Source organism: Streptomyces flaveolus, assembly GCF_000716535.1.
GTDB classification, from domain to species: domain Bacteria; phylum Actinomycetota; class Actinomycetes; order Streptomycetales; family Streptomycetaceae; genus Streptomyces; species Streptomyces flaveolus_A.
This window is the reverse complement of record NZ_JNWV01000031.1, coordinates 76,471-90,964: the sequence shown is the minus strand read 5'-3', so window position 1 is coordinate 90,964 and position 14,494 is coordinate 76,471. Positions and strand designations below refer to the sequence as shown.

Annotated in this window: 15 protein-coding genes; 5 read left to right on the top strand and 10 right to left on the bottom strand. The window is 74.3% G+C overall.

Annotated elements, in window-relative coordinates; genetic code table 11:
* Positions 1-150: 150 nt before the first annotated feature.
* From OO52_RS31065 to OO52_RS31055, 3 genes are read left to right on the top strand one after another with little or no spacing between them, the layout of a single operon-like run.
* Positions 151-381, top strand: a complete 231-nt coding sequence (locus OO52_RS31065) for a ferredoxin (protein ID WP_030655029.1) — start codon at positions 151-153, stop codon at positions 379-381.
* Entirely contained in the window at positions 371-1,762 is a 1,392-nt protein-coding gene (locus OO52_RS31060; protein ID WP_030655028.1) for an NAD(P)/FAD-dependent oxidoreductase, read from the top strand. The genes OO52_RS31065 and OO52_RS31060 overlap by 11 nt, the downstream gene beginning before the upstream one ends.
* Positions 1,763-1,798: 36 nt before the next feature.
* Positions 1,799-3,037 carry a cytochrome P450 gene (locus tag OO52_RS31055; RefSeq protein ID WP_030655026.1) on the top strand — a complete coding sequence of 413 codons (1,239 nt, stop codon included), beginning with the start codon at positions 1,799-1,801 and terminating at the stop codon, positions 3,035-3,037.
* Positions 3,038-3,050: 13 nt separating this feature from the next.
* On the opposite strand, the gene OO52_RS31050 is transcribed toward OO52_RS31055, so the two are convergent.
* The 5 genes from OO52_RS31050 to OO52_RS31030 all read right to left on the bottom strand — a co-directional run bounded on the left by OO52_RS31050 (position 3,051) and on the right by OO52_RS31030 (position 6,805).
* Complete coding sequence (locus OO52_RS31050; protein WP_030655024.1) at positions 3,051-4,151, bottom strand: sensor histidine kinase; 1,101 nt, start codon at positions 4,149-4,151, stop codon at positions 3,051-3,053.
* Positions 4,148-4,801: a response regulator gene (locus tag OO52_RS31045; protein WP_030655022.1), complete on the bottom strand. Its 654-nt coding sequence runs from the start codon at positions 4,799-4,801 to the stop codon at positions 4,148-4,150. Before OO52_RS31045 ends, OO52_RS31050 begins: the two co-directional genes overlap by 4 nt.
* Before the next feature lie 134 nt (positions 4,802-4,935).
* A complete protein-coding gene (locus OO52_RS31040) occupies positions 4,936-5,592 on the bottom strand; it encodes a histidine phosphatase family protein (RefSeq protein ID WP_030655019.1) in 657 nt (218 codons plus the stop codon).
* 156 nt (positions 5,593-5,748) lie between these two features.
* A complete protein-coding gene (locus OO52_RS31035; protein ID WP_030655017.1) occupies positions 5,749-6,252 on the bottom strand; it encodes a GNAT family N-acetyltransferase in 504 nt (167 codons plus the stop codon).
* A gap of 76 nt (positions 6,253-6,328) precedes the next feature.
* Complete coding sequence (locus OO52_RS31030; RefSeq protein ID WP_030655014.1) at positions 6,329-6,805, bottom strand: rhodanese-like domain-containing protein; 477 nt, start codon at positions 6,803-6,805, stop codon at positions 6,329-6,331.
* 94 nt (positions 6,806-6,899) lie between these two features.
* Here OO52_RS31030 and OO52_RS31025 point away from each other — a divergent pair, with 94 nt between their 5' ends.
* Positions 6,900-7,346, top strand: coding sequence for an Lrp/AsnC family transcriptional regulator (locus tag OO52_RS31025; RefSeq protein WP_030655013.1), 447 nt, complete (start codon positions 6,900-6,902; stop codon positions 7,344-7,346).
* Here OO52_RS31025 and OO52_RS31020 read toward each other — a convergent pair.
* From OO52_RS31020 to OO52_RS31000, 5 genes are all read right to left on the bottom strand, one after another.
* Positions 7,343-10,336 (bottom strand): AAA family ATPase, encoded by a 2,994-nt coding sequence (locus tag OO52_RS31020; protein WP_030655010.1) that lies wholly within the window; start codon positions 10,334-10,336, stop codon positions 7,343-7,345. The two genes, OO52_RS31025 and OO52_RS31020, sit on opposite strands and share 4 nt — an antisense overlap.
* The gene (locus OO52_RS31015; protein ID WP_030655008.1) at positions 10,333-11,496 is read right to left on the bottom strand and encodes an exonuclease SbcCD subunit D; all 1,164 of its coding nucleotides are present in this window, start codon (positions 11,494-11,496) and stop codon (positions 10,333-10,335) included. The genes OO52_RS31020 and OO52_RS31015 overlap by 4 nt, the downstream gene beginning before the upstream one ends.
* A gap of 107 nt (positions 11,497-11,603) precedes the next feature.
* The gene (locus OO52_RS31010; protein ID WP_030655005.1) at positions 11,604-12,230 is read right to left on the bottom strand and encodes a YigZ family protein; all 627 of its coding nucleotides are present in this window, start codon (positions 12,228-12,230) and stop codon (positions 11,604-11,606) included.
* A gap of 36 nt (positions 12,231-12,266) precedes the next feature.
* Positions 12,267-12,809, bottom strand: a complete 543-nt coding sequence (locus OO52_RS31005; protein ID WP_030655002.1) for a SixA phosphatase family protein — start codon at positions 12,807-12,809, stop codon at positions 12,267-12,269.
* 285 nt (positions 12,810-13,094) lie between these two features.
* Positions 13,095-13,937 carry a hypothetical protein gene (locus OO52_RS31000; RefSeq protein WP_030655000.1) on the bottom strand — a complete coding sequence of 281 codons (843 nt, stop codon included), beginning with the start codon at positions 13,935-13,937 and terminating at the stop codon, positions 13,095-13,097.
* A gap of 142 nt (positions 13,938-14,079) precedes the next feature.
* On the opposite strand from OO52_RS31000, the gene OO52_RS30995 reads away from it, so the two are divergent.
* Positions 14,080-14,487, top strand: coding sequence for a CoA-binding protein (locus OO52_RS30995; RefSeq protein WP_030654997.1), 408 nt, complete (start codon positions 14,080-14,082; stop codon positions 14,485-14,487).
* Positions 14,488-14,494: the final 7 nt, after the last annotated feature.

Below are 14,494 nucleotides of genomic sequence, written 5' to 3'. Positions count from 1 at the left end.
CCGCCGGCCGCTCACTCGATCGGCGTGCCCGGCGCGCGGTCACCCCGTCCCGGCTCGCATGCTGGCGTGCGGGGGACGACCGCCGTCCGGAGCCGCCCGCGCGCGCCGCGCGGCACGTCCGGACCTGGCCATGGGAAGGGCGGAGCGTCGATGAGGCTCGTCGTCGATCTCAACAAGTGTCAGGGGTACGCGCAGTGCGCGTTCCTCGCGCCCGACGTCTTCGCCATGCACGGCGAGGAGGCGCTGATCTACAACCCGCGCGCGGAGGAGGAGCAGCGGGAGCGGGTGGCGCGTGCCGTGGCCGCGTGCCCGGTGCAGGCGATCACGGCCGACGGACTGGAGCCCACGGGAGAGGCGCGGGAGGCGTCCGATGGCCGCTGACTACGTGGAGTGGCTCAGGCGTGAGGGCCGGATCGTGATCGTGGGTGCCTCGCTGGCCGGTCTGCGGGCCGCCGAGACGCTGCGCGCGGAGGGTTTCGCCGGTGAGCTGACCCTGATCGGTGACGAGCCCTACGAGCCGTACGACCGGCCGCCGCTGTCGAAGTCCGTGCTGCTGGGCAAGGCGTCCCCGCACCACACCGAGCTGCCGCACCGCCGGGAGATCGACGCCAAGTGGCGCCTCGGCGTGGCCGCGACCGGCCTGGACCTGACGGCCAAGCGGGTCCGGCTGGCCGACGGGGACGAGGTGGAGTACGACCGGCTGCTCATCGCGACCGGTGTGCGGGCACGGCCGTGGCCGAAGGAGGAGGAGGCCCGGCTGGACGGCGTGTGTCTGCTGCGCACGCGGGAGGACGCGGCGGACCTGTACCGGCGGCTGAAGGCGGGGCCGCGCCGGGTGTTCGTCATCGGCGCCGGGTTCGCCGGTTCGGAGGTCGCCTCGGCGTGCCGGGAGATGGACCTGCCCGTGACCGTGGCGGAGCGCGCGGGCGGGCCGCTGGTGGGCGCGCTGGGCGGGGTGGTCGGCGCGGTCGCGGCGGACCTCCAGACCGAGAACGGCGTGGATCTGCGCACCCATGTCACGGTGACCGCGCTGGAGGGTGACGCGGTCGGCAGGGTGCGGGCCGTCCACCTGTCCGACGAGCGTGTGGTCGAGGCGGACGTGGTCGTGGTCTCGCTGGGTTCACTGCGGAACACCGAGTGGCTGACCGGGTCGGGGCTGGGTGCCGGGCCGCGGGGCATCGCCTGCGACGCGGGCTGCCGGGCCTTCGACTTCCGGGGCATCGTCACGGACGACGTCTTCGTGGCGGGCGATGTGGCGCGCTCCCCGCACGCGCTCTTCGGGTACCAGTTCCTGTCGCTGGAGCACTGGGGCAATGCCGTCGCGCAGGCGGAGACCGCCGCGCACAACATGATCTGCCACGGCGCCGACCGGCGGCCGCACCTGTGGATGCCCGCCTTCTGGTCGTCGATGTTCGGTGTGAACATCAAGTCGGTCGGGGTGCCGCCCATGGGCGAGCAACTGATGATCACGCAGGGTTCGCTGGCCGAGCGCCGGTTCGTCGGGGTCTACGGCTACCAGGGCCGGGTCGTGGCGGCCGTGGCCTTCGACAACACGCGGTGGCTGGAGTTCTACCGGGGGCAGATCGAGCGGGGGGCGCCGTTCCCGGTGGAGTACCCGACGGTGGACCGGCGTCCCGAGGGCCGGCAGCCGGTGCCGGCCGGGTTCCCGGACCCGTCCCTGCCGACGCACGGCCCCATGGTCACCCTCAGCGGCTACTCGCCGGCCGACCAGCAGCTGGTCTTCCACCCCGCCCGCCACTGACTCCGCCCACGGCCCCGACGCACCAAGGACCCGCCAATGCCGCACGCCTCGATCGCGCGCCAGATCACCGACTACGCCAACCGCGCCAACCCGTACCCGGTCTACGAGGAGCTCCGCAGGACGCCGGTGCTCCACGAGGAGGAGGGAGGCCCGTACCTCATCAGTTCGTACTACGACATCAAGGCCCTCCTCCACGATCCGCGGATCAGCTCCGACGCCGCCAACCTGGCCGCCGCCGGAGGCGACGAGCTCGGCCAGACCGAGGAGACGGCGGGACTGCCGCCGTCGTTCCTGCGGCTGGACCCGCCCGAGCACGACCGGCTGCGGCGCATCGCCAACAGCGCTTTCGGACCGCCGCACCGGCCGCGGCGGATCGAGAACATGCGGGGCGAGATGCGGGAGATCGTCACCGGGCTGATCGACGGTTTCGGCGACGCGCGCCAGGTCGACCTGGTCGACCAGTTCGCCTACCCGTTCCCCGTGACGGTGATCTGCCGGCTGCTCGGGGTTCCCCGGGAGGACGAGCCGCGGTTCCGCACCTGGGTCGACCCGCTGGTCGCGAGCCTCGACCCGGCGGCCGGCCCGAACGAGGACGCCGACGCCCAGAAGACGGCGCGGGAAGCCCGTATGCAGCTCGGCATGTACCTGGCTGGGCTGGTCGAGGAGCGCACCAAGGAACCGCGGGACGACCTGTTGTCCGACCTGGTGGCCAGCCGCGGCCCGGACGGCTCCCTGTCGATGATGGAGGTGCTCAGCACCTCGGTGCTGCTGCTGATCGCCGGTCATGAGACGACGGTCAACCTGATCACCAACGGCATGCTCACCCTGCTGCGCCACCCGGAGATCCTCCAGCGGCTGCGGGAGGACCCGGGCCTGTCGGTCAACATCGTGGAGGAGCTGCTGCGGTACGAACCGCCCGTGCAGATGGTGCCGCAGCGCACCTGCATCACCGACATCGAGGTGCGCGGGGTCACGATTCCCAAGGGTTCGCGGATCTGGCTGGTCCTCGCCGCGGGCAACCGTGACCCGGAGCGTTTCAAGGACCCCGGGCGGTTCGACCCGGACCGCGGCGACATCCAGCACCTCGGCTTCGGCAGCGGCATCCACAGCTGTTTCGGCGCTCCGCTGGCCCGGCTGGAGACCCAGATCGCGCTGTCCGAGCTGGCCCGGCGGCTGGAGGGTCCCCGCCTGGTCGAGGACCCGCCGCCGTACCGGCGGAACGCGGTGCTGCGCGGCCCCCGGCATCTGAACGTCGCCTTCGACGGGGTGCGCTGAGCACGCCGTCCGCTCACCCCGTGACTTCCGCCGGCAGCACCACGCAGACCTCGTAACCGCCGTCGCTCGTCGGGCCCGCGGTCATGGTGCCGCCGAGGAGTTCGGCGCGCTGGCGCAGCCCGATCAAGCCGTGATGGGCGCCGGGCAGCGGCAGCGGCGGCTGGGTCGGCGCGGTGTTGGTCACCCGGACCCGGACGGAACCGTTGGCGTGCAGCAGGTCGATGCGCGCCTTCGCGCCGGGAGCGTGTTTGCGGGTGTTGGTCAGCGCTTCCTGGACGGTGCGGTAGACCGCGCGCTGGACGGTGGCCGGAAGCCCGTCGGGCAGGTCCGTCTTCAACTCGGTCTCGATGCCGCAGCTGTCGGCCAGCCGCTGGATGTCGGTGAGCGCGGGTTGCGGGGTCAGTTCCGTGGGGTGGCCGCCGGAGGCACGCAGGACGCCGACCATGTGGCGCAGCTCGTCCAGCGTCTGCACGCTCAGTCGCCGGATCGTCGCTGCGGCTTCCTTGGTGTCCGCGTCGTCCGCGCCGACCTGGAGCGCTCCGGCACGCACGGCGATCAGGCTGACCTGGTGGGAGACGACGTCGTGCATCTCCCGCGCCAGTTGGGCGCGTTCCTTGGCGAGGACGGCCTGGGCCGTCAGCAGCTGCTGGTGGTCGCGCGCCTCGGAGATCTCGGTCAGTCTGAGCGACAGGTCGCGCCGGGTGCGCACCAGTTGCCCGAGGAACACGGCGGCGGCCGCGGTGGCGGCGCTGTAGCCGAACGGGATCAGTCTGGCGAGCGCGGTCAGATCGAAGTTCGGTGACGGCAGGGCCGTCGTGTCGCAGAACGCGAAGGCCAGGACGCACATGAGCAGCAGCGTCCGGGGGCGGCTGAGGGAAGCGAGCGTGTACAGCGCGGCCAGGCAGGCGACGACCGAGTCGGACAGCAGGACGGCCGGGAGGGTCAGCAGGAAGGTGAGCAGCGGCTGCCGCCGGCGCAGCAGCAGCATGACGGCGGCGCCCAGGGCGCAGGCCATCCGCAACGGCTCGCCGATGTCCCAGTGGGCCCACACGTCGAGGAGGGCCATGGCCATCGCCACGCCGTCCAGCATCAGCGGGGACGGACGGCGGGTCATCCCGTCTCCTCCGCGAGGAGTCCGGCCCGCTGGGCGAAGAGGGCGGCCTGGACCCTGCCGCTGACCTCCAGCTTGGTGAGGATCGCGCTGACATGATCCTTGACCGTGCCGGTGCTCAGGTGCATCCGGGTCGCGATCTCGGCGTTCGACAGGCCCTCGGCGATGAGGAGGAGCACCTCGCGCTCCCGGCCGGTGAGACGTTCGAGGGCCTTGGGCGGGCGCTCCGGCGCTCCGGCGCTGAGGTAGCCGTCCACCACCGTGCGGGTGACCTTGGGCGACAGCACCGTGCCGCCGCGGGCCAGGCTCTGCACCGCCAGCGGCAGCGCCTCGGGGTCGGTGTCCTTCAGGAGGAATCCGGCGGCGCCCGAGCGCAGTGCCGTCTCCACGTACTCGTCCATGTCGAACGTGGTCAGCATGGCCACCACGGGGGGCTCCCGCAGCCGGCGGATCTCGCCCAGGACGGTGAGCCCGTCCACGTCGGGCATGCGGATGTCCAGCAGCACGACGTCGGGGCGCTTCTCGCGCACCGTCGTCAGGGCCTGACCGCCGGAGACGGCCCCGACGACCTCGATGCCGTCGGCGGCGGCCAGGATGCGCTGGAAGCCCGTGCGGATCAGGGCTTCGTCGTCGACCACCAGTACCCGGATCACGTGCGCTCCAGCCTGTATGGAACCACTGTCCGATTCGTACCACGCCCGGGGCGGCTTCGCCGCTGGGCGCGGTACGGACAGGCGCCATGACTCTCGGAGCCGTGATCACGCGATGGCGCGTCCCCCCTGCCGTGTCAGGGCCGGCCGGTGAGGCACACGCGCCGTCGCGTGGTGGGCGTGGTCGGCACCGCGACGGTGGGGACGCCTTCGGCGGTCTGCCGGCGACGGGGGACGGTCAGCCGGTCGAACCGGGTGCTCCAGCAGCCGTCGCGCAGCGTCAGCGTGACCGTGGACGCGGGCGGTACCTGGAGGTGCCCGAAGGAGCGGGCGGGTACGGACAGGGCGTGGACCAGCGCGGCTCGGATGAAGGACGCCTCGGTGATGGCGAGGATGCGGCCGGTGCCGGCGGGCAGGGTGTCCAGCCAGGCGGCTGTCCGGCGGCAGAGCTCGCGGACGGTCTCGCCGCCGTGCGGTGCGGCGTCGGGATCCGTCAGCCAGACGGACAGACCATGGGGGTCCACGGCCGCGATGTCCTCGGGGGTACGGCCGTCCCACCTGCCGTGGTCCAGATCGCGCAGGGCGTGCTCGGGCGTGGCCGCGATGGCGAGGGCCTCGGCGGTCTGCGCGCAGCGTGCGGAGGGCCCCCGCAGGGCCAGTGCGTACGGCGGAAGGGTCGCTGTCATGGCTGCCAGCTCACGCCGGCGGCGGTCACTCACGGCACCGTCCCCGAAGACCCGGCCGAGGCCGCCCTCCGCGGTGGTCGCGCAGAACATCGTCAGTCGCACCGTCACTGTCCGACCTCCTTCTCCGATCGGGAGGGCCACGCGGCCGGCGTACCAGCCGGGGCAGAGCCGTTTCCCTTGGACACAACGTTCCAGGAAAGGTGCTCCTTCAACCTCCGGCAGGTGGCCGGACCACCCCCGCCGGTCGGCGGGTCGCCCGTCGGCCTAGGGCTGGAGTGCGACCAGGTCGCGCTGGTACCAGGTGCCCGGCTTGCCGCCGAGGTCGGCCGGGTCGGCCGGTCCGATCGGGACGAACCCGGACTTGGTCAGCACCCGGTGGGACGCGACGTTGCGGTGGCTGGTGGCCGCCCGCAGGACGCGCAGTCCGTACCGGCGTGCCGCCAGGCGGCACAGCTCCCGGACGGTCTCGGTGGCCACGCCTCGGCCGGCGACGTGCTCGGCGACCCGGTAGCCGAGTTCCGCGGTGCGGTTCTCGATGTTGACCAGGTTGAACCGGCCGAGGACCGACCCGTCCTCGGCGAGGAGCACGAAGCAGGCGCAGCTGCCGGCCTCCTGCTCGGCCAGCAGGGCGTTGTAGCGCTCGGTGAACTGCTCGTAGTACTCGTCGCCGCGGTCGGAGACGAAGGCGGCGAAGTAGGCGCGGTTCGACAGCTCGAAGTCCAGGACCGCGGGGGCGTGGCTGGCGTGCAGCCGCTTCAGCTCGGGCACCGCCCGACTCTACCCGGACGCGGTGCCGGGGCCACGCGCGTTCCGCCGACCGACGAGCGCGGCGCGCGGGGGTGCCTCAGCAGCCGCACGTGCCCGCCACGGGTGCCGTCAGCGGGTCGGCGTCGCGGCGCGCCGGGCCCTGCCAGGTCTCGTAGGGGAAGCCCTCGCGGGCCCAGTACTCGAAACCGCCGAGCAGTTCCTTGACCTGGTAGCCGAGCTCGGCGAGGGCGAGGGCGGCGCGGGTGGCGCCGTTGCAGCCGGGGCCCCAGCAGTACGTCACCACCGGCACGTCCGGGTCGAGGAGCTGTGCGGCCTGCTTCGGGATCAGCGCGGTCGGCAGGTGGACCGCGCCGGGGATGTGGCCCTGGTCCCAGGACTCGGTGGAGCGCGAGTCCACGACGACGAAGCCGGGGTCGCCGCCGGCCGCGAGCGCGGCGGCTACGTCGGAGACGTCGGCGTGGAAGGCGAGGCTCGCCCGGAAGTAGGCGGCGGCCGCTGCGGGAGCGGCCGGGGCGACACGCAGGACGGGGTTCTCGGAAGCCGTGTTGATCATGACGGGAAATCTACGGTCCACGGGCCGCCGTCTGAAGGGGCGATCCCCGGGCTTGCCCTTGCCCGGCCGGGGATTCCCCTGCTATCCATCCGGGATGACCGTGCATTCCCCGGACGCCACCGACTGGCGCATCCTCGACGTCCTCCAGCGCGACGGACGGGCCAGCTACGCCGAGCTGGCGCGGGCCGTGTCCATGTCGCCGAGCGCTGTCACCGAGCGGGTCCGGCGGCTGGAGGAGGCCGGTGTGATCCAGGGGTACGCGGCGGTGGTCGATCCCGAGCGGCTGGGCCTGCCGATCCTGGCGTTCGTGCGGCTGCGCTATCCGAACGGCAACTACAAACCGTTCCACGACCTGGTCGCGGCGACGCCCGAGATCCTGGAGGCGCACCACGTCACGGGCGACGACTGCTTCGTCATCAAGGTCGCCGCGCGGTCGATGTCCCACCTGGAGGAGATCTCGGGACGGATCGGCGCGCTGGGCTCGGTGACCACCAGCGTCGTGTACTCGTCCCCGCTGACCCGGCGGCCCCTGGGCCGCTAGACCGCCCCCCGCTGCCGCAGTGTCGAGCCCGAGCGGTCCTTGACGATCTCCAGTTGGGCGTGGATCCGGCGGCGCAGGTCGGCGACGTGGCTGACGATGCCGACGCTGCGGTCGCGTTCGCGCAGGGAGTCCAGGACGTCCAGGACCTCGTCCAGGGTCTGGTCGTCCAGGCTGCCGAAGCCCTCGTCGATGAAGAGGGTGTCGAGGCGGACGCCGCCCGCCTCGTCGGTGACGACGTCGGCGAGGCCGAGCGCGAGCGCGAGGGAGGCGAAGAAGGTCTCGCCGCCGGACAGGGTCGCGGTGTCCCGTTCCCGTCCGGTCCAGGCGTCGACCACGTGCAGGCCCAGCCCGGAGCGCCCGCGGCCGGTGCGGTCGTCGGAGTGGACCAGGGTGTAGCGGCCCGACGACATGCGCTGGAGGCGGACGGTCGCGGCGGCGGCGACCTGTTCGAGACGGGCCGCCAGGACGTACGACTCCAGGCGCATCCGGCGTTCGTTGTCGGCGGAGGTGCCCGCGGTGAGGGCGGCGAGCCGGGCCACGCGGTCGTACTCCTCGCGCAGCGGGCCGAGCCGGCGTACGGCCTGGACGGCGCGGGCGGAGAGGCGGTCGAGCTGCGCGCAGCAGCGGGCGGCGGCGTCGCGCGCGGAGGCCGCCTCGCGCAGCCGCCGTTCCGCGGCGGCCGCCGTCCGCTCGGCCGTGACCGGGTCCGCGGGCGGCTGCTGGGCGGCCGCCGCGGTGCCGGGCTCGGCGAGGACCGCGCGGACGGCGGCCTCCTCCTGCTGCCAGGCGTCCAGGCGGTGCTGGAGGTCGCGGTGGGCGGCCGGGTCCAGGAGGGCCGCCGCGGCGGCCTGCGGGGTGTCGAAGCCGGCCCGGTAGGCGGCGTCGGCGAGGCGGGCGTCGGCGTCCTTCAGCCGCTGGGCGGCGTCCTCGGCGCCGCGCACGGCGTCGGCGGCCTCGGTGAGCAGGGCCGCCCGCCGCTCCAGCTGGGCGGCCCGCGCGGCCACGCTGCCGGCGCTGCCCCGGGCCTGGTCCAACACCTCGTGGAGTTGGGCCTGTTCGCGCTCCATGGTGTCGCGGCGGGTGAGCCGGGAGGCGGCCCGCACGGCGGCCTGCTGGCGGTCGGCGAGCCGCTGCTCGCGCTCCCGTTCGGCGCGCCGCAGCTCCTCCTGGGCGGGGTGCAGCGCGGAGGCCGCGCGGCGGGCGTGGATGTATTCCTGCTCCAACTGGTCGGCTTCGGCGGCGAGTTGTGCGGTGGGCGTGTCGCCGGCCTCGGCGGTGGCGGCGGCCAGGGCCTCGCGGACCACGCCGAGCCGCCGCTCGTCCTCGGTGTGCTGCTCCTCGGCCCGCTGGTAGGCGGCGAGGGCCTGGTCCTCGGCCTCGCGGTCGACGTGTCCGGCGACCTTGCGGGCGGGGGCGGGGTGTTCGGTGGCTCCGCAGACCGCGCAGGGCTCGCCGTCGGTGAGATGGGCGGCCAGTTCGGCGGCGATGCCGTTCAGCCGCTGTTCCTTGACGTCGAGCCAGTGGGCGCGGGCGTCGAGGGCGCGCTGCCGCGCGGCACGCGCGTGCCGCTGAGCCTGTTCGAGGTCGGCGGCGAGCTGGTCGCGGGTGCGGGCCGCGTCGAGCCGGCGCCGCATGGGGGCGCGCTGGACGGAGAGCTGTTCGGCGCGGGTGGCGGCCTCCTGGGCGGAGTCGACGCGGGTCTGGAGGGCCGCGCGGACGCCGTCCCAGTCGGCGAGCCAGGCCTCGGCCTCGCGCAGGACGTCCTCGTCGGCGCGCTCCTGCCGGTCGAGGCCGGCCCGTTCCTCGGCGAGTTCGGCGAGCCGCCGTTCGGCGCGCCGGGCCGCGTCCAGACCGCCCAGTTCCTCGGCGGCCCGGCGGGCGGCGGCGGCGAGTCCGCTCGCGCCCGCGTCGGCGTAGGAGTCGGGCAGCAGTCCGCGCGCGCGGGCCTCGGCCGCGGTGGCCCGGCTGTGCTCGGCCTCGGCGGCGTCCCGCAGCTCCAGGGCGGGGGCGACCGCTTCCGCCTTGCGGCCCCGCTCCATGCGCTGCTGCGCCTCGCGGTGGGCGCCGACCCGCTCCTGGAGGCGCTCGGCGCGCTGCCGGGCCTCGGCGAACCGGGCCTGGAGGCGGGCGAGTTCGCGTATCTCGTCCAGGGCGCGGCGGGCCGCGGCGTGGGCGGACTCGGCGGCGGAGAGCCGGCAGTGGGCGACGGTGAGGCGTTCCCGGGCGGTGCTGCGGGCCACGGCGGCGGCGCCGAGCACGGCCTCGGCCAGGCCCGGGTCGCCGGGGGCCAGGTCGGGCAGCTCCATGGCGTCGCCCGCCTCCTGCTGCATGCGGTGGGCGTCGGCGAGCAGGGCCGTGTCGCCCTCGCGCACGCGTGCCTCGGTGGCGCGGCGGCGTTCGGCGAGGCGCTTCTCGACGTCGGCGAAGCGCTGGGTGTCGAAGAGGCGACCGAGGAGCCTGCCGCGGGCCTCGGCGTCGGCGCGCAGGAAGCGGGCGAAGTCGCCCTGGGGCAGCAGGACGACCTGGCAGAACTGCTCGCGGCTCATGCCGAGCAGTTGGGTGATCTCCTCGCCGATCTCCTGGTGGGAGCGGCTGCGGTCCTTCCAGGCGCCGGCCGTGCCGTCGTACTCGCGCAGCCAGGTCTGGGCCTTGTCGACGGTCGTGCCCGTGCCCCGCAGCTTGGGGCGCTCCCACGGGGGCTGCCGGGTGATCTCCAGCCGGCGTCCGGCGACGGTCAGTTCGAGGCGGACCTCGGTGCGGGTGCCGGGCCGGGCGTGGTCGCTGCGCAGGTTCATGCCCTGGCCGCTCTGCCGGGCGCCGGGGACGGAGCCGTAGAGGGCGTAGCAGACGGCGTCCAGGACGGAGGTCTTGCCGGCGCCGGTGGGGCCGTGCAGCAGGAACAGCCCGGCGGCGGACAGGGCGTCGAAGTCGACGGTCTGGGCGCCGCCGAAGGGGCCGAACGCGGTGATGTCGAGCCGGTGCAGCCTCACCGGGCCACCTCCCGCACGGCGTCGTCGGCGCGCACGGCGTCGAACGCCTCGCGCAGCACGGCCGCCTCCCGCTCGTCGGGTCCGGCGCCGCGCACATGGGCGACGAAGTCCTGTGCGATCTGCTGGTCGCTGCGGCCGGCGAGGCGGCGGGCGTACGACACCTGGGGGTCGTCCGGGGTGCGCTCGGGGGCGAAGACCAGGCTGAGCGTGTGCGGGAAGCGCTCGGTGAGCCGGGCCATGGGGTCGGCCGGACGGACGGGGTCGGTGAGGGTGGCCTCGATCCAGGCGTCCTCGTGGCGGGTCAGCTCCGGGTCGGCGAGGAGGTCGTCCAGGGTGCCGCGGACGCGGGCGAGCGGGCGGGGCACCGGGCAGTCGACGCGTTCGGCGGTGACCGAGCCGTCCGCGTCCAGGTCGATCAGCCACATGCTCTTGCGGTGGTCGGCCTCGGAGAAGGAGTAGGCGAGCGGCGAGCCGGAGTAGCGCACGCGCTCGGTGATGGTCTGGCAGCCGTGCAGGTGCCCGAGCGCCACGTAGTCGACGCCGTCGAAGACTCCCGCCGGTACGGCGGCCACCCCGCCGACGGTGATGTCCCGCTCGCTGTCGCTGGCCTGGCCGCCGGTGACGAAGGCGTGGGCGAGGACGACGGAACGCGTGCCCCGCGCGCGCGTGGCGAGGTCGGCGCGGACCCGGTCCATGGCGGCGCCGAGCACGGCCTCGTGGCCGGCCCTGTCGACGCCGAACTCGTCCTTGACCAGGGCCGGTTCCAGGTACGGCAGGCCGTAGAAGGCGACGTCGCCGTGGGCGTCCCGGAGCACGACGGGGGTGCCGGCGGCGGACGGCTCGGTGCGCAGGTGGATGCCCGCGCGGTCGATGAGTCCGGCGCCGACGCCCAGGCGGCGGGCCGAGTCGTGGTTGCCGGAGATCATCACCGTGGGCACGCCGAGGTCCGCGAGGCGGTGCAGGGCGGTGTCGAACAGCTCGATCGCGGCGAGCGGGGGCACCGCGCGGTCGTACACATCGCCCGACACGACCACCGCGTCCACCTCGTGCTCACGCACGGTGGTGACGAGGTGACCGATGAACTCGGCCTGGGCCCCGAGCAGGTTCACCCGGTGGAAGGCCCGGCCGAGGTGCCAGTCGGACGTGTGCAGGATTCTCATGATCCCCGAGACTAACGGCCGGGTCTGACATCACGGGCGGTTACTCCCGTATCAGCCCGCCATGACCCGTACAACATAAGACCGTTATGCCCGATACGCGCCAATCGTCAGGCGTCTCCGTAGGCTTCGCCGCCCAGTTCGAAGCCGGCCGTGCCGGCCGTCACATCGGCGAGCCAGGCGCGGAAGGCGTCCACGTCGGCGTCCGGCAGGCCGACCTCGATGGTGACGGCCTCGCCGTAGCGGACGTCGCGCACCTCGCGTCCGGTGGCGCGCAGGTCGTTCTGGACCTTGCCGGCGCGCTGGTGGTCGACGGTCACCGTGGCCAGCCGGAAGCGGCGCCGGGTGATCGTGCCGAGCGCGTCCAGGGCCTCCCCGACCGAGCCGCCGTAGGCGCGGATGAGTCCGCCCGCGCCGAGCTTGACGCCGCCGTAGTAGCGGGTGACGACGGCCACCACGTACCGCATGTCGCGGCGCAGCAGCATCTGCAGCATGGGCACGCCGGCGGTGCCGCCCGGCTCGCCGTCGTCGCTGGCCTTCTGCACGGAGGCGTCGGCGCCGATGACGTACGCCCAGCAGTTGTGGGTGGCGTCGGCGTGCTCCTTGCGCACGGCGGCGATGAAGTCCTGGGCCTCCTGCTCGGTGGCGGCCGGGGCGAGGGCGCACAGGAAGCGGGAGCGGTTGATCTCGGTCTCGTGCACGCCCGCGCGGGCGACTGTGCGGTACTCGTCCTGCATCCCGCCAGCCTATGCGAGCGCCGGGACGCCTCTTCGTCAGCTTTTCTTCTTCCCGCGCGGGACCGTGAACGAGGTGAGCAGGGCCGCGCCGGGGGCGAGGGCCGGCCAGTCGGTGCCGTGCCAGGCGAGCACGGCGACGGCGCAGGTCGGGAACTTCGCGCGCACCCGGTCCAGCGAGTCGTCGAGGCCGTCCGCGGCCAGCGTCAGGACCAGCTCCTCCAGGCCGGGGTTGTGCCCGACCAGCAGCAGCGTCCGGACCTCCGGCGGCACCTCGCGCACGACCTCCAGCAGCTCCGGTACGCCGGCCGCGTACAGCCGCCGGTCGTAGCGCACCGGCGGCGGCGTGGCCCACTCGGCGGAGACCAGCTCCCAGGTACGGCGGGCACGTACGGCGGTGGAGCACAGGGCGAGGTCGGGCAGCGTACCGGCGGCGAGGGCGCGCCCGGCGGCCGGAGCGTCCCGCAGCCCGCGCGGGGCGAGCGGCCTGCGGTGGTCCTCGACACCCTCGGGCCACGCGGACTTGGCATGCCGCAACACCACCAGCCGCCGCAGCGGCCCGGCACCCGCCGGGGCGTTCACGCGGGGCTCCCGGCATCGTGCGGGCCGACCGGCCCGCGGCCGTCCCGGACACCCGCGAGCCACGCGGGCCCGGCGCGCCCCGGCACCCCCACCCACCACAGCGGACCCGTGCCCGCCGGGGCGCTCACGCGAGGCTCCCGACACCACACCGGACGAGCGACCCGCGGCGACCCTCGACAGCCCCGCTGATCGCCCCACGGCCGTCCCCCACACCCTCAAGCCACGTCGACCCGGCATGCCCCGACACCCCCACCCACCACAGCGGACCCGCGCCCGCCGGGGCGTTCACGCGGGGCTCCCGACGTCGTGTGCGAGGTCGAGGGCGAGCAGGCGGTCGGCGTAGGCGTACGTCTCGAAGCGGGCTCCGTCGGGGAGGTCGGGGGCGCGCGCCACGTCCCGCAGCACGTCCAGCACGCCCGGCAGGTCGAGATCGTCCTCCCAGGCGGCCCGCAACCGATCACGGACCGGTTCCGGCACCGGTCGCGAGGGGTGCCGTGCCCATCCGGCAACGGCCCGCCGCCAGTGCGCGAGCTGCCCGGCGGCCCGCTCCAGGGCGGCGCCGTCCAGCCGCGCGGGCTGGTGCCGGGGAACGGAGAGCAGGGCGAGCCGCAGCGCGGCGGGGTCGGCGAGCAGGAGCGGAAGCGGCGGCTGCGGCCCGAGCCACTCCACGGGCGCCACAGCGGCCAGGGGTCCCTCGTCCCGTGTCTCCGGCGCCGAGCCCCCCGTCGGCCCTCCGGCCGACGGGGCCTTCGGCGCCGGGTCGTCACCCTGCCGAGCCGTCGCGTTCTCCGCCCGCTCCCCCGGCGGGCCTGTCGGAGACCACCGTGCGACGTGGATCACCTGCGCCTCGCCCAGTCCGGACGCGAGGTCACGGTCGTCCTCGAAGGGGCGGATGGCGAGGTGGGTGGCGGCTGTGCGGAGTTCCGGCCGGTCCCGGGGGGCCGTGAGGATCGTCCAGACCGGGCTGCCGCCCAGTTCCAGCGCCCGCACCAGCAGGTCCGCGGTGAGCAGCACCCGCAGGGCCGTCGGGTCGAGGCCGCAGGCGTGGGTCTCGATGCGGGTCAGGCCGCGGCGGGCGGGCGCGGCGGGGACGGACTCACCGGTTCGGGCGTCGAGAATGCGCAGCACGGAGCGAGCGTAGGCGGGCGGGCGGCCGTATGCAGCAGCTTGCACCGATTCCGGACGGCGTGGCGAGGTACGGCGGGAATCCACACCCGCCGCGACGATGTTGCCCCCACGCACAGTTCCCCGCAGCCCGAGGAGGCGGCCGATGTACGGCGACGAAGCCACGATCCGCAGGATTCTGACCGAGCTGGGCGACACCTGGGCGGTGGTCGGCCTGTCCTCGAACCAGAACCGGCCCGCCTACGGGGTGGCGCGGGTGCTCCAGCGGTTCGGCAAGCGGATCGTGCCGGTGCACCCCAAGGCCGAGACGGTGCACGGGGAGCAGGGCTACGCCTCCCTCGCGGACATCCCCTTCGACGTGGACGTGGTGGACGTCTTCGTCAACAGCGACCTGGCCGGCGCGGTGGCGGACGAGGCCGTGGCGAAGGGCGCGCGAGCGGTGTGGTTCCAGCTGGGGGTCGTCGACGAGGCCGCCTACGAGCGGACCCGGGCGGCGGGTCCGGAAATGGTGATGGACCGGTGCCCGGCTATCGAAATTCCGCGCCTCAACTAGCCTGTCT

What these genes read in the sequence shown, in the direction of transcription:
- OO52_RS31065 (WP_030655029.1), top strand. Translation starts at nt 151, where the DNA reads ATGAGGCTCGTCGTCGATCTCAACAAGTGTCAGGGGTACGCGCAGTGC.
- OO52_RS31060 (WP_030655028.1), top strand. Translation starts at nt 371, where the DNA reads ATGGCCGCTGACTACGTGGAGTGGCTCAGGCGTGAGGGCCGGATCGTG.
- OO52_RS31055 (WP_030655026.1), top strand. Translation starts at nt 1,799, where the DNA reads ATGCCGCACGCCTCGATCGCGCGCCAGATCACCGACTACGCCAACCGC.
- OO52_RS31050 (WP_030655024.1), bottom strand. Translation starts at nt 4,151, where the DNA reads ATGACCCGCCGTCCGTCCCCGCTGATGCTGGACGGCGTGGCGATGGCC.
- OO52_RS31030 (WP_030655014.1), bottom strand. Translation starts at nt 6,805, where the DNA reads ATGATCAACACGGCTTCCGAGAACCCCGTCCTGCGTGTCGCCCCGGCC.
- OO52_RS31025 (WP_030655013.1), top strand. Translation starts at nt 6,900, where the DNA reads ATGACCGTGCATTCCCCGGACGCCACCGACTGGCGCATCCTCGACGTC.
- OO52_RS31015 (WP_030655008.1), bottom strand. Translation starts at nt 11,496, where the DNA reads ATGAGAATCCTGCACACGTCCGACTGGCACCTCGGCCGGGCCTTCCAC.
- OO52_RS31010 (WP_030655005.1), bottom strand. Translation starts at nt 12,230, where the DNA reads ATGCAGGACGAGTACCGCACAGTCGCCCGCGCGGGCGTGCACGAGACC.
- OO52_RS30995 (WP_030654997.1), top strand. Translation starts at nt 14,080, where the DNA reads ATGTACGGCGACGAAGCCACGATCCGCAGGATTCTGACCGAGCTGGGC.